This is a genomic window from Marivita sp. NO-S04 (genome assembly GCF_059070475.1).
The window spans coordinates 2,970,064-2,984,161 of record NZ_CM180980.1 but is presented as its reverse complement, the minus strand read 5'-3'; the positions used below and the strand labels follow the sequence as shown (position 1 = coordinate 2,984,161).

The window sequence follows — 14,098 nt, the reverse complement described above, 5'->3', positions numbered from 1 at the left end:
TGTCCCGTGGCACCCGATCACACTGCGGCCCTTGATGGGCTCTATGCCGAGGTGCAGCGCGCGCCGAACGAGATGATCGCGCGCAATTTTTCCAGCCAGATGTGGGAACTGTGGCTCGAAGCGCCGGATGAGCCTTCGCAGATGATGTTGGATGAAGCCCTGCGTGCCATGCGGATCGGCGACTATCTACGGGCCAATAACCGGCTGAACACACTTGTGTCCTACTGCCCGTTCTATGCCGAAGGCTACAACCAGCGCGCCTTCCTGAATTATCTGCGCGGAGATTATCCTGCGGTTCTGCCTGACCTCGATCAGGCGATTGCACTCAACCCGCGTCACACGGGGGCTCTGACAGGAAAGGCGTTGACCCTGATCGCGATGGGCCGGGAAGACGAAGCTCAGCCGGTTCTCAAGGAAGCGGTTGCGCTGAACCCGTGGCTGGGTGAACGGGCCTTGATCAAGCAGCCAGAGGGCGACGATCTCTGACCTTGTGTGGCTGAAATCGGGAATGGCTGCAAATCACCGATCCAAACCATTGTTTTCGCCCGATCCCCCGGCTAGGGATAGCACGAAGCGGGCGTGATGGAATGGTAGACATATCGGACTTAAAATCCGAAGGCCTTTGCGCCGTGTGGGTTCGAGTCCCACCGCCCGCACCAGACTTGGCAGCAGCCAGCGCAACGCGCCATCCCGCAGTTTGATCAGTCCGGAGGTACCATGTCTGATTTCACCACCCGACCAGAGATCCGAGGCACGTTTGGGGTTGTGACCTCGACGCATTGGATCGCCTCTGCTGTCGGCATGAGTATCCTCGAGAAAGGCGGCAACGCGTTTGATGCTGCTGTAGCGACGGCGTTGACCCTGCAAGTGGTGGAGCCGCATTTGAACGGTCCGGCAGGGGATATGCCAGCGATCTTCTATTCCGTCGACACAGGTCGCGTGGATGTGTTGTGTGCGCAAGGTGTGGCACCCGCAGCCGCAACGGTGGAACACTACAGCGCGCAGGGTTTGACGCTTGTTCCGGGGTCGGGATTGCTGTCGACCGTGGTGCCCGGTGCCTTTGACGGGTGGATGTTGATGCTGCGCGATCATGGCACGATGACGTTGCGCGATGTTATGCAGCCCGCGATCGAGTATGCGCGCGATGGTCACCCTGTCTTGCCACGTGTCGCACACACCATCGCCGGCTTGACCGAGTTTTTCCAAACTGAATGGCCCAGCTCGGCTGCGGTTTGGATGCCCGATGGCGCAGCACCGCAGCCGCACGCGCTGTTCAAGAATCCGGATCTTGCGGCGACCTATGACCGTCTGGCCAACAGTGCGGGGGCCACCCGCGAAGATCAGATCGACGCGGCGCGGCATGAATGGCGCGAAGGGTTCGTGGCACAGGCCATCTTTGACTACCTCTCAGATGCGCAGGTGATGGATGTCTCGGACGCAAAGCACTCCGCGGTTCTTGCACCGTCTGACATGGCCGACTGGCGCGCCAGCTATGAAGCGTCTTTGACCTATGAGTATCACGGCTGGACCGTCCACAAGACCCAAGCTTGGTCTCAAGGACCGGTGCTGTTGCAAACGCTGGCGATCCTCAAGGGTGTCGATCTTGGGTCGATGGACCCGAACGGGGCAGAGTTTGTCCACACCGTGATTGAAGCGATGAAGCTCGCTTACGCGGATCGCGAAGCCTATTATGGCGACCCGGATTTCAGCGAAATCCCGATGGATGTACTGCTCAGCGAAACGTACAACGCCGAACGGCGCAAGCTGATTGATGGCAGCGCATCGCTTGACCAGCGCCCTGGTCGCGTTCCCGGCTTTGAACATCTGGCCGATGCCTATATCGAGCGCGCGCAGCGGGATTTCAATGTCGGCACGGTCGCCGCGCAGGAACCGACCATGTCGCATCTCACCGAAAAGCGTGGCGATACGGTGCATCTCGATATCATCGACCGTTGGGGCAACATGGTCTCGGCAACGCCCTCGGGCGGCTGGCTACAAAGCAATCCGGTCATTCCCGGCCTTGGCTTCCCTCTCAATTCCCGCGCGCAGATGTTCTGGCTCGAGGACGGTTTGCCCACATCTCTTGCCCCGATGCGCAGGCCACGCACCACCCTGACCCCCAGCCTTGCCGAAAAGGACGGGTGTCAGCTTGTCTTTGGCACACCGGGGGGGGATCAGCAGGATCAGTGGCAGTTGATCTGGTTCCTGCGCTTTGTGCATTTCGGGATGGGCTTGCAGGAATGTATGGATCAGCCACTGTTCCATTCGATGCACTTTCAAGGCTCGTTCTTCCCGCGCGAAGTGCGCTCGGGCGAGATGATGATCGAACCCAATGTAGGTGAAGACGTGATCGCCGATTTGCGCAAACGTGGGCATATCGTGACGGTGGCCGAGCCATGGACAGTGGGCCGACTGACCGCAGCCTTGCGCGAACCGGACGGCATGTTGCGGGCCGCAGCGACCCCGCGCTTGATGCAAGCCTACGCGATCGGGCGGTAGGCGCTTTTCCCATTTGCCACTGCTGTCGTTCTAAGGTCTGATGCAGACATCCACTCAGTTCAGGCACGGGAGTCATTATGCCCATCCGCAATCGTTTCGCCGAATTGCACCCGGAAATCACCGCATGGCGGCGAGATCTACACGAACACCCGGAACTGCAATACGACCTGCCACGCACATCAGGGATCGTGGCGGACAAACTGCGGGCGTTCGGCTGTGACAGCGTGGTAGAGGGGATCGGGCGCACCGGGGTTGTGGCGCTGATCCACGGCAAAACCAACACATCCGGCAAAACCATCGCCTTTCGCGCAGATATGGATGCGTTGCCGATCTTCGAGGCGACAGGCGCGGCCCATGCGTCGAAAACGCCGGGCAAGATGCACGCCTGCGGCCATGACGGACACACCGCGATGTTGTTGGGGGCCGCGAAATACCTGGCAGAGACCCGCAATTTCGACGGAACGGTTGCTGTGGTGTTCCAACCCGCCGAAGAGGGCGGCGCAGGCGCCGAAGCAATGGTGCAGGACGGGTTGATCGACACATTCGGAATTTCGGAAATCTACGGTTTGCACAACTCGCCGCTTTTGCCTTTGGGTCAATTCGCAATCCGTCCCGGCGCGTTCTATGCCGCCGTCGACAGCTTCCACATCAATGTCCGCGGCAAAGGCGGGCATGCCGCGCGTCCCAACAACACCGTGGACACAACGCTTGCCGCGTCGGCCATCGTGATGGCGCTACAATCGGTGGTGTCGCGCAACACCGACCCGCAACAGGCCGTTGTCGTGTCGGTCACGTCGTTCCGAACGGAATCCGAAGCGTTCAATGTAATCCCGGAGCATGTCGTTCTGCGCGGCACAGTGCGCAGCTTTGACATGGATGTACGCGCCAAAACGCTGGAGCGGATCAAGGCCATCGCGGAACTCACCGCGCAAAGCTATGGCGCCGAGGCCGAGCTGGGTTTTGATGAAGAACCTTATCCCGTCATGGTCAATCACGAGGTAGAAACCGAACACTGCATTCGCGCCGCCAGGGACGTGGCCGGAGGCTGCATCGACGATGCACCGCGCACAACGGGAGGCGAGGATTTCGCCTACATGCTGCAGGCCTGTGCCGGTGCCTACATCCAGCTTGGAATTGGGCAGGGGCCGGGACTGCACCACCCGGAATACGACTTCAACGATGACGTGATTCCGACCGGTTGCTCCTATTGGGTGGCGCTGGCCGAACAGAGGCTTCCGGCATGATTATCGAGGCTGGCCTCAAAACCTGCCACTGGGGATATTTCGATGCATCGCTTGACCCGGTGGCAACCGTGGCCAGTGGTTCGGAGGTCACGATGAACTCCGTGTCCGGTGGCAAGGCCATGCTGCCCGGCGACGGGTTTCATGTCCCGCCTGAGCTTTTGGCGTTGCAGGCCGCAGGCGAACCCACAGCACCCGGACATATCCTGACCGGGCCTGTGGCCGTCGATGGCGCAATGCCCGGCGATGTCCTTCAGGTCGACATTCTTGATGTGCAACTGCGTCAGGACTGGGGGTACAATGTCATCCGCCCCTTGTCGGGCACGTTGCCGCTGGATTTTGACGAAACGTACAAGGTCATCATCCCGCTGGACTGCGACCGGAATGAGGCGACGATGCCTTGGGGCCTCAAACTCCCCCTTGCGCCGTTTTTCGGTGTCATGGCCGTCGCTTCGCCTCCCGCTTGGGGCCGCATCTCGACCATCGAACCCCGCGCGCATGGTGGTAATCTTGACAACAAAGAACTGGTGGCGGGCACCACGCTCTATCTGCCGGTCCACACCGAAGGCGCGTTGTTCTCTTGCGGCGACGGACACGGCGTGCAGGGCGATGGTGAGGTCTGTGTCACCGCGATTGAAACGGCGTTACAGGGCCGGTTCCGCCTCACGACCCGCCGGGATTTGGACATCACCTATCCCGAGGCGGAGACATCAACACATTATATCACAATGGGCAGGCATCCCGATCTGGATGTCTGCGTCGAGATCGCCCTGCGCCGCATGATCAGCGTCGTGTCACAGCGCGCGGGGATCACCCGTGCCGAAGCCTATATGCTCTGCTCACTTGCCGGTGACCTACGCATCACCCAATCCGTCAACCGCGAAAAGGGTGTTCACATGATGATGTCGAAATCCCATCTTGCATAAGCAAACAACAAGGCGACCCGCATGTCCGAAAAGATGTCCGCACGCATTCACCTGACAGGCGATGTCCTCAGCGCGGATTTTCCCCAATGGATCGCCCGTCATGCCCATAAGCTGGGCCTTGATCACGTAACGACCCAGCGGGTGCCGTCAGGTTTGGAAGTGACTGCTCAGGGCGCAGAAGAAATGCTGCAAGCGCTTGCTCTTGGGGCGAGCCTCGGACCGGAGAGCGTTCTGGTCGAAACGATGGATATCACAACCGCTGCGTGCAGCTGACGAAGTCTGCGATCACAAATTCATCGCTTAGTGCAATAATTGTGCAAATAGCTCTGATTTCTGGCAATTTCGGCTGCCAGTCATATTGATCGCCGAGATCTGGTCTGTCTTACTCTGCCCGACTTCGACGGAGAAACTATGGACTGGGTTGCAGTGGCTTTGAAGGACGACGTCCCCCCGGGCGTCGTGATCCCAAGCCGCATAGAAGACATGGATTTGGCAATCTGGTGCACGCCATCTGGCCGTTACCACGCATGGTCCGACCGGTGCCCGCATCGCGGCATGCGTTTGTCGCACGGGTTTGTCCGGGGCGACACGCTTGCGTGTATCTATCACGGCTGGCAATACAACGAAGAGGGGGCCTGTGATTACATCCCGGCGCACCCCAAGCTGACCCCGCCTAACACGATCTGCGTGCCCATCTATACCTGCACCGAAGCGGGCGGCGTGATTTGGGTGTCGCTGAACAAGACGGACAGCGCGCTGCCCGCACTGGGTGGGCGTAAGCCCATCCGGTCCCTGCCGATCAACCTGTCGGCAATTGACCTTGCCGCGCATTTCGGCGCGGAAGATTACACCACGATTGCGGTGGTGTCCGACCATGATGTGTTGATTGCCGTACAGCCGTGTACGGATAACGCCTGTATGGCCCATGTGCTTGCCTCGCCCGATACGGATCGCACCACCGTGTCGCGGTGGTTAGAGGATTTGCGCGCAACTTTGGAAGGGATGCCGGCATGACTGCGAGCATCGACAACCACTGGTATCCGGTCGCCATGATCTCGGGTATCCACGCACCGCGTGAAACTTTACTGCTTGGTAAAAAAATCACGTTGGGCCGCGAACGTGGCACTTGTTGGGTCAAAGACGCGTCAGGAAACGCGCTTCCCACGGTTGAACGGTTCGGCCATCTTTGGACCAGCCCCGGTCAACCCAATCGCGACCTTTTCACCATTCCGGAGGCCGACAGCCCCGGTCGCCGCTTGGTCGATGTCGGATCGGTCAAGGTAAAGTGTTCGCCCCTGCGCGCGGTCGAGAATTTCCTCGACATCGCGCATTTTCCCTTCGTGCATACTGACATTCTGGGCGCCGAGCCGCATACCGAGGTGGATCGCTACGACGTCAAGATCCGAGAAGAGGTGGACGAAGTCTGGGCCACCAAGGTCAAATTCTTCCAACCGCAGGCAGCCAAATCGGCAGAGGGAGGGATCACCACGGAATACATGTACCGCGTGCCAGCCCCAACCTGTTCGGTGCTCTACAAAACCTGCCCGCCGCGCCCCGGTGAATGGGACGTCATCACGCTTTTTGTTCAGCCGCTGACCGATGAATGGTGTGAGGTTTGGCCGTGGATGGCGCTATACGACGATGATTCCACCATGTCCGAAATGGTCAGCTTCCAACAACTGATCTTCATGCAGGACCGCTCGATCCTAGAAAACCAGTTGCCGCGTAAACTGCCGCTTGATCCAGGGATGGAGACACCGACACAGGCCGACATGACGTCCGTTGCCTATCGTCGTTGGCTCAAGAAGATAGGCTACACCTACGGTGCGCAATTGGTGGCTGCATGATCCTTTACGACTATGTCCTCAGCGCCAGTTGCTACAAGGTCCGCCTGATGGCGGCGCTGCTTGGCAAGGCGCTTACCCTGCATGCGGTGAATTTTCATCCCGCTCGGGAACACAAATCTCCCGAGATGCTGGCGCTGAACCCCAAGGGCACGCTGCCGGTGCTGACAGATGGCGACACAGTGCTGACCGACAGCGCTGACATCCTGCGGCATCTGACGATGGATCATCCCGAATGGCAGAGTGCCGATGACGAACGCTGGCTGGCCTTTGCGTCCGACCTCAACGACAGCCTTGGCCTTGCCCGGTTGCATGATGTGATCAGCTACGAGGCAGACATCGACAAAGCCCGTACCGCGGGAGTTGTGGCTCTGCGCTTGCTTGAGGCGCATCTGACCGAACAGCGCTTCGAGGGCCTGATCTTCCTGACTGGCAAGACCCCCACAATTGCGGATATCGCCTGTTTCCCGAACACCGCTTTGGCCCCGGATGGCGGTGTGAGCCTTGATCCGTATCCATCTGTACGCCTTTGGATGCGGGCCATCCGGTCCTTGCCTGGTTTCATCGAAATGCCCGGCATTCACCGCTTGCATGAACTGGTGCACCCGGCATGACCGCGATCCTTCTCAAGAACTGCGAGGCGATTGTCACCTCGGCCAGCGATCTGGTGCTTCGGCACCACGATATCCTATGCGAGAACGGCGCGATCGTGGCGATTGGCCCGGACCTTTCCAGACAAGCGCCCGAGGGAACAGACATCATCGACGCCACCGGGCACTTCATCTATCCGGGCCTCGTCAACACGCATCACCATTTCTTCCAATGCTTCGTCCGCAACCGGGCCGAATTGGACTGGACGCGCTATTCGGTGATCGAATGGCTTGACCGCATCTACCCCATCTTCTCGCGCCTGACCGAGGAGTGCTTCTACCACAGCTCGGTTGTGGCGATGGCCGAGTTGATCAAGCATGGATGCACCACCGCCTTTGATCATCAGTATTGTTTCCCCCGCCATGCCGGGTCGCGGATCATCGACCGACAGTTCGAAGCGGCAGAGCTATTGGGTATGCGCTTTCACGCAGGGCGCGGGGGCAACACGTTGCCCAAATCCGAAGGCAGCACGATCCCGGACGAGATGCTGGAATCCACTGACGAATTCATCAGCGCCTGCGAACGTGCGATTGACGCGTTTCACGATCCCGCACCGCTGTCGATGCGGCAGGTGGCAGTTGCGCCCTGCCAGCCAGTGAACTGTTATCGCGAGACCTTTGAGCAGTCCGTGGCGCTTGCCCGTGACAAGGGTGTGATCCTGCACAGCCATGTGGGCGAAGGCGAAAGCCCTGTGATCGAACAGGTGCATGGAAAGCGTACAGTTGATTACTGCGAAGAGATCGGGTTTGCCGGGCCGGACGTATTCTATGCCCACGCATGGGAACTGACGCGGGATGAACTGGCCAAGCTGGCCGCGTCTGGCACGGGTGTCTCGCACTGCCCAGAGCCCGTCTATCTGGTCGGGGCCGAAGTTACCGACATTCCGGCGATGGACGCGTTGGGCGTTCGGGTGGGCCTTGGCTGCGATGGTGCGGCGTCGAACGACAATTCGAACCTGATGCACTGCATCCATTCCGGCTACATGCTGCAATGCCTTGTCGCCTCATCCCGGCAAGACGGTGTGCCGGTGCCGGGACGGTTCCTGCACTTTGCGACCGAGGGCGGCGCTTCGCTGCTTGGGCGCACCGACATAGGTGCGCTACGCCCCGGCATGGCGGCGGACCTGTTCGCCATAGACACCCGCAAGCTTGATTTCGTGGGCACGCGCCATGATCCGATCAGCCTTTTGGCCAAGGTCGGCGTCGGCGCGGCGACGGACCTCACCATGATCAACGGACGCATCGTCTGGCATAAAGGCGAGTTTCCGGGGATCGACGAAGGCGCGCTGTTCGCAGCCGCCGAAAAGACACTTCACACCATTCTGCCAAACACAACCAACGGGGATAACCATGTCTGACACACTCAAACGCCGCAGTTTTCTGAAAGGCACACTTGCCGCCACAACCGCTCTTGCGTTGCCGATGCGCGCCCATGCGCAAGACGTTCTGAAGATGGGCGTTGTGCTGCCATCGCCTGTGGCTGATGTGGGTTGGTCACACACTTTGATGGAAGGCGTGAACACGGTCAAAGAGGCCTATGGCGACAAGTTGGAAGTGACCGTTCTCGAAAATATCGCCGAAGGCCCGGACGCGGACCGCATTGCGAACGGTCTGGTCGCGGAGGGTCACAATGTTCTGCTGTTGGGATCGTTCGGTTATCAGAACGGTGGCATCCAGATCGCCAAACGCAACCGCGATGTGTCGATCATTCATGCCTCGGGTTTCATGGTCGAACCGAACTTTGCCCCCTTCACCGCCAAATACTGGCAGGGCACTTACCTAATGGGGATGGCGGCCGCATCGCTGACCAAAACCAAGAAGATCGGCTGTGTCGGTGCCTTTGCGATCCCGGAACTGATCACCTCGATCAACGCGTTCATGCTGGGCGCATTGTCGGTTGATCCCGAAATCACAATGAGCGTTGTCTGGGTGAACAGCTGGTTCGATCCGGCCTCGGAACAGGAAGCGGCCAAGGCGCTAATTTCGCAGGATGTGGATATCCTGTTCTCGAATGCGCAGGACACGCCGTCGGTGATCGCGGTTGCGGAAGAGGCGGGCGTGTATGCCTACAACCTCAACTCATCCATGCAGAAATACGCGCCCACCAAATATCTTGGCGTTGTCGGCACAGATTGGGGTCCGCATTTCAAGCGTCTGGTCGATGGACACGTCGCGGGCGATTTCCCAAGTGCCAATTACTGGCTCGGTATGGAGGACGATGTGGTCTTCACCGCAGACTGGAACTCGGACATCCCGGCCGACATGATTGCGCAAATCGAAGCCAAGCAGGCGGAAATCGCAACCGGCGACTTTGTCGTCTTCCAAGGACCACTCACTGATCAGGCTGGTACGGAACGTGTGGCGGATGGCGTCGCTATGACCGATGACGAGATCATCAGCATGGATTGGCACGTCGCAGGCGTTACGACGCCACTGCCTTCATGAGCCAGCCCGCGCTGCTGAGGCTCGCTGGAGTTTCGAAGCGCTATGGCACTGTCCAAGCCAATCACGAGATCGACCTCGAGGTTCATTCGGGGTCGATCCATGCCGTGCTGGGCGAAAACGGTGCCGGGAAATCGACCCTGATGAAGCTCATCTACGGCGTCGAACAACCGGATTCGGGCCATATCCACTGGAACGGGCAAGAGGTGCATCTTGCCCGACCCTGCGACGCGCAGGCGCTGGGCATCGGGATGGTGTTCCAGCATTTCTCGCTCTTTGAGACCCTGAGCGTCGTGCAGAACGTATCCCTGATGATCCCCGGCAAACCGGCGGAATTGGCGCAGAAGATCACCGATCTGGGCGACCAGTTCGGGCTGTCCGTCGATCCGCACGCGATGGTGCATCGCCTGTCGGTGGGCGAACGTCAGCGGGTCGAGATCATCCGGTGTCTGCTGCTTAATCCCAAGCTTTTGATCCTTGACGAACCGACTTCGGTCTTGCCGCCGCAAAACGTGCGCCGCTTGTTTGAGACGCTGCGCAAGTTGCAGGCCGAGGGCATGGCGATCCTGTTCATCTCGCACAAGCTGGATGAGATCCGGGAGCTGTGCGACACCGCCAGCGTTCTGCGCGGTGGGGAGGTGACGGGCCGCGTTGACCCCCGCGAACACGACGCGCGGTCGCTGGCTCAGCTGATGATCGGGCGCGAGATGCCGAACGTGGCCCATGCCGCGCCGCAACCGCCGGGGGAAGAACGCCTGCGCCTGAACGCGCTTGGCCATCCGCGGGCTAGCCGGTTTGGCACCACGCTGGACGGCATCGACCTCAAACTGCGCAGCGGTGAGATTGTCGGGATTGCGGGCATTTCCGGTAATGGGCAGCAGGAGCTGGCCGCGTTGATTTCCGGTGAGACCCGCGCGCACGAGCCGGGGATGGTTGAAATCATGGGCAAGAAGGTCGGCCATCTTGGTCCGATGGCGCGGCGCAAGCTGGGCTTTGCCTTTGTGCCCGAGGAACGGTTGGGGCGCGGGGCGGTACCTGAAATGTCGCTGGCGGACAACAGTCTGCTGACCGCCCATAGTCGCAGCATGCTGTCGCGTGGGTTCATCCGGCGCAGCGTTGAACGCGGCTTTACCCGTGAGTGTATCGAGGCGTTTGACGTGCGCACGCCCGGACCTGATGCCGAGGCTGGCGCGATGTCGGGCGGCAATCTGCAGAAATTCATTCTAGGCCGCGAGATTATGCTGAACCCCGATGTGATGCTCGTCTCGCAGCCCACATGGGGCGTTGATATCGGGGCGGCGACGGCCATTCGCAGGCGCCTGCTCGACATGCGCGATCAGGGTTGTGCGATCTTGGTGATCTCTGAAGAAATGGACGAATTGTTCGAACTGTGCAGCAAGCTGCATGTCCTGCACAATGGTCGGCTGTCCCCAGCGCTTGAAGCGGCAGAGACAACGCCGCAAGAGATTGGCCGCTACATGATTGGGGCCGAGACGTGAAGATACGCTTGATCCGCCGAGACTCCGCTTCGCGCCTTGCGATGCTCACAGCTCCCGTGCTGGCGCTTGTGCTCACCTGTCTTGCGAGCCTTGTTCTGTTCGCGGCCCTTGGCAAACCGGCAGGCGCGGCGCTGCATGCTCTGCTGCTCAAGCCGTTTCTGAGCTGGTACAGCTTTTCCGAAGTTTTGCTGAAGATGGCGCCACTTTTGCTGATCGCCCAAGGTTTGGCCATCGGCTTCCGCGCCAACGTGTTCAACATCGGGGCGGAAGGTCAGTTCATTGTAGGCGCACTCTGCGCGTCGGCATTGCCGGTCTATTTCCCGGATGGGGATTTCCCATTGATGCTCCCCGCGATGATCGCCTTCGGCGCTTTGGGGGGCACGGTGTATGCCTTGATCGCGGCGGCCTTGCGCACGCGCTTCGGAGCGTCCGAGATCCTTGTCACGCTGATGCTAGCGCTGATCGCGGTGCAAATCCTGAATTACCTGCTGCTGGGGCCATGGAAAGACCCGCGTGGGTTCAATTTTCCGCAGACAGTGATGTTCCCTGACAATGCGATGCTGCCGATCCTGTTCGACGGGACTCGGACCAACATCTCTTTGCTCTTTGCGCTGGCCGCCAGCGTCTTTGCCTATCTGATGATGCAGCACCATTTCCGAGGCTACCAGTTGCGCACGGCGGGCCTTGCGCCGCGTGCAGCGCTTTATGCTGGGTTCTCTGCACCCAGAATGGTATGGCTGGGCCTTGGCTTGGGCGGGCTTGCCGCCGGGATAGCCGGGGCGAGCGAGGTCGCCGGGCCTTTGGGCCAATTGCAGCGTTCGGTCACGTCAGGCTACGGCTATGCGGCGATCATCGTCGCCTACGTTGGTGGGCTGAACCCGCTGGGGATCATCGCATCCAGCTTTCTGATTTCAGTGATCTATATCGGCGGCGACAGTGCGACGGTATCCGCCGGCCTGCCCGTCGCGGCGGTCGAGGTGTTTCAGGGACTGCTCCTCTTTTTCTACCTGCTGACCTTCACCCTGATCCGCTTCCGGATCGAGATTGACCGTAAGGTGCCGGCATGAGCGGGCTGGAGTTTCTGCTGGCGGGAACCCTTGCCGCCTCCTTGCCATTGCTGCTTGCCGCACTGGGCGAGATGGTCGTGGAAAAGACCGGGCTGCTGAACCTTGGGCTTGAGGGGATGATGGCCATCGGGGCTGCGATAGCCTTTATCTGCGTCTACCATACGGGGTCACATCTGCTGGGCTTTGCGGCTGCAGCGTTGATGAGCACTTTCGTGGCGATGCTGTTTGCGATCCTCGTGATCGGTGTAAAGGCCAATGAGGTGGCAGCGGGTCTGGCGATTGGTGTTCTGGGGCTGGGCCTGTCTGCGCTTTTTGGCAAATCCTACGAAAGCCTGACGATCAAAGGCCTTCCCAAGATCGACATCCCAATTCTTTCGGACATTCCCGTCATTGGACCGACTTTGTTAACGCAGGACATCGTTGTCTGGCTTTCCATTCTTGGCACGGTCGCGCTTTGGTGGGTGCTGAACCGGACCAAGCTGGGCCTCATCATTGCGGCAGTTGGTGAAAACGCCGATGCTGCGCGATCCATCGGGTATCCGGTGGTGATGATCCGTCTGATCGCCGTCGCTTTCGGCGGTGCCATGTGTGGGTTGGCAGGTGCCTATGCCTCTACGGTCTACACTCCGCTGTGGGCTGACGGGATGATTGCCGGACGTGGCTGGATCGCGTTGGCTTTGGTGGTGTTCGGGACGTGGCAAACGGGCCGTGTGGCGTTTGGTGCATTGCTGTTCGGCATCCTGTCCTTGGGCGAGCTGACAGCCCAGGCGATGGGCGTGGGACTGCCCTCGCAAGTGCTGTCGAGCTTGCCGTATCTGGTCACCATCCTGATGCTGGTCGTCATCTCGCGGCGACGGTCTGGTCTGATCTGACCGCAGGAGCCGGTTGCGGTCTTGGAATGGTGTTGAGCACAGGGTGGGTCAAGCGCGGAATATTGTCCGTTCTGGCCCGGTCGATCAGGCAGTCCGCAACAGCCTTGCTGATCGGTTGGCCCGTCTGGTCCTCGACGAACAGCCATTGCCCAGCGGGGTTGATTTCAAGGAACACCTCCTCGCCATTTGGCCGCCGGCGGAAGTCGATGGCACCGTAGGTCAAGTCGAGGGTTTTCATCAGCTTGCGGATGCCTGCCACAGTTTCCGGTGCCAGCGTGGTCGGCGTGATTGTTACGTTCATGTCCATGCGGAAATCGACGCGATAAGTGGCTTTCTGGCTGTCGATGGCAGCAGCAAAGATCTGGTCGCCAACGACGGTCACGCGCAGGTCGCAGGTGGCTTCGATGTATTCCTGAAAAATCACCGGCGCGTATTTCACCGCGTCGATCTTGTCCAACTCATCCGTCTTGAGCAGTCGGGTCTCACGCCAAGCATCCTCGCTGCCCTGGAAGGGTTTGTAGATGGTCCGGTCCACGCACTCTAGGGCGACAAAGGCGCGGGCGGCGTCTGGATCTGTGGTGATCAGGGTGCGGGGCACCGTCAGGCCAACGGCTCGCGCCACGTCCAACTGCCATGCCTTGCGGCTGGCATCCTGATCGCGGCTTGGCACGTTGATCCATTCCGCATCTAGTGTGAGCCACAGCCCCTGAATGGCCTCGTCCACCTCGCGGATGGCGAAATGGTCGAGCACGGGATCGGTCACGTCTGGGTGCATCCCGTAGGGTTGTGGACGCCGCCACCAGACTGAGGACACTTTCGACAGGTCAATCGTTTGGCCCCGGTACTGCATCAAACGCCGGGACGACGGTTGACCCGCTTCGAAGATCAGGTGCGCGTCCTTGGGGAAATCGGCAAGGTTCAGAAGCGTGGCGCTGTGACCGCGTTCTGCGATGTGGTGCATCACGTGGCGGGCGTGAACATCGTCGTCACTGGAAAGAATGAGGATCATGGGAATTCTCCGATTAAGGGCGTCGGAAAGGGCCGGATTGGCCCTTTCC

14 protein-coding genes and 1 tRNA gene are annotated in these 14,098 nt (G+C 60.0%); 14 read left to right on the top strand and 1 reads right to left on the bottom strand.

The window, feature by feature from the left end:
- The first annotated feature begins 6 nt into the window (after nucleotides 1–6).
- From ACK3EW_RS15255 to ACK3EW_RS15190, 14 genes are all read left to right on the top strand, one after another.
- Nucleotides 7–486, top strand: coding sequence for a tetratricopeptide repeat protein (locus ACK3EW_RS15255; protein WP_493806857.1), 480 nt, complete (start codon nucleotides 7–9; stop codon nucleotides 484–486).
- Between the two features lie 87 nt (nucleotides 487–573).
- Nucleotides 574–659: transfer RNA gene (locus ACK3EW_RS15250), tRNA-Leu, on the top strand.
- 58 nt (nucleotides 660–717) lie between these two features.
- The gene (locus ACK3EW_RS15245; protein WP_493806856.1) at nucleotides 718–2,499 is read left to right on the top strand and encodes a gamma-glutamyltransferase family protein; all 1,782 of its coding nucleotides are present in this window, start codon (nucleotides 718–720) and stop codon (nucleotides 2,497–2,499) included.
- A 77-nt stretch (nucleotides 2,500–2,576) separates the two neighbouring features.
- Nucleotides 2,577–3,743, top strand: a complete 1,167-nt coding sequence (locus ACK3EW_RS15240) for a M20 aminoacylase family protein (protein WP_493806855.1) — start codon at nucleotides 2,577–2,579, stop codon at nucleotides 3,741–3,743.
- Nucleotides 3,740–4,666: an acetamidase/formamidase family protein gene (locus ACK3EW_RS15235; RefSeq protein ID WP_493806854.1), complete on the top strand. Its 927-nt coding sequence runs from the start codon at nucleotides 3,740–3,742 to the stop codon at nucleotides 4,664–4,666. The genes ACK3EW_RS15240 and ACK3EW_RS15235 overlap by 4 nt, the downstream gene beginning before the upstream one ends.
- A gap of 21 nt (nucleotides 4,667–4,687) precedes the next feature.
- Complete coding sequence (locus ACK3EW_RS15230; RefSeq protein WP_439119080.1) at nucleotides 4,688–4,939, top strand: hypothetical protein; 252 nt, start codon at nucleotides 4,688–4,690, stop codon at nucleotides 4,937–4,939.
- Nucleotides 4,940–5,077: 138 nt separating this feature from the next.
- Nucleotides 5,078–5,680 (top strand): Rieske 2Fe-2S domain-containing protein, encoded by a 603-nt coding sequence (locus tag ACK3EW_RS15225; RefSeq protein WP_493806853.1) that lies wholly within the window; start codon nucleotides 5,078–5,080, stop codon nucleotides 5,678–5,680.
- Nucleotides 5,677–6,513, top strand: coding sequence for an aromatic ring-hydroxylating dioxygenase subunit alpha (locus ACK3EW_RS15220; protein WP_493806852.1), 837 nt, complete (start codon nucleotides 5,677–5,679; stop codon nucleotides 6,511–6,513). The genes ACK3EW_RS15225 and ACK3EW_RS15220 overlap by 4 nt, the downstream gene beginning before the upstream one ends.
- Nucleotides 6,510–7,124: a glutathione S-transferase family protein gene (locus tag ACK3EW_RS15215; RefSeq protein ID WP_493806851.1), complete on the top strand. Its 615-nt coding sequence runs from the start codon at nucleotides 6,510–6,512 to the stop codon at nucleotides 7,122–7,124. The genes ACK3EW_RS15220 and ACK3EW_RS15215 overlap by 4 nt, the downstream gene beginning before the upstream one ends.
- Nucleotides 7,121–8,518 (top strand): amidohydrolase, encoded by a 1,398-nt coding sequence (locus tag ACK3EW_RS15210; RefSeq protein WP_493806850.1) that lies wholly within the window; start codon nucleotides 7,121–7,123, stop codon nucleotides 8,516–8,518. Before ACK3EW_RS15215 ends, ACK3EW_RS15210 begins: the two co-directional genes overlap by 4 nt.
- Entirely contained in the window at nucleotides 8,511–9,605 is a 1,095-nt protein-coding gene (locus tag ACK3EW_RS15205) for a BMP family ABC transporter substrate-binding protein (protein ID WP_439119085.1), read from the top strand. Before ACK3EW_RS15210 ends, ACK3EW_RS15205 begins: the two co-directional genes overlap by 8 nt.
- Nucleotides 9,602–11,101 carry an ABC transporter ATP-binding protein gene (locus ACK3EW_RS15200; protein WP_493806849.1) on the top strand — a complete coding sequence of 500 codons (1,500 nt, stop codon included), beginning with the start codon at nucleotides 9,602–9,604 and terminating at the stop codon, nucleotides 11,099–11,101. Before ACK3EW_RS15205 ends, ACK3EW_RS15200 begins: the two co-directional genes overlap by 4 nt.
- The gene (locus ACK3EW_RS15195) at nucleotides 11,098–12,168 is read left to right on the top strand and encodes an ABC transporter permease (RefSeq protein ID WP_493806848.1); all 1,071 of its coding nucleotides are present in this window, start codon (nucleotides 11,098–11,100) and stop codon (nucleotides 12,166–12,168) included. The genes ACK3EW_RS15200 and ACK3EW_RS15195 overlap by 4 nt, the downstream gene beginning before the upstream one ends.
- Nucleotides 12,165–13,040 (top strand): ABC transporter permease, encoded by an 876-nt coding sequence (locus ACK3EW_RS15190; RefSeq protein ID WP_085628217.1) that lies wholly within the window; start codon nucleotides 12,165–12,167, stop codon nucleotides 13,038–13,040. The genes ACK3EW_RS15195 and ACK3EW_RS15190 overlap by 4 nt, the downstream gene beginning before the upstream one ends.
- On the opposite strand, the gene ACK3EW_RS15185 is transcribed toward ACK3EW_RS15190, so the two are convergent.
- Nucleotides 13,009–14,049, bottom strand: a complete 1,041-nt coding sequence (locus tag ACK3EW_RS15185; RefSeq protein WP_493806847.1) for an MvdC/MvdD family ATP grasp protein — start codon at nucleotides 14,047–14,049, stop codon at nucleotides 13,009–13,011. The genes ACK3EW_RS15190 and ACK3EW_RS15185 overlap by 32 nt on opposite strands.
- Between the last annotated feature and the right edge of the window lie 49 nt (nucleotides 14,050–14,098).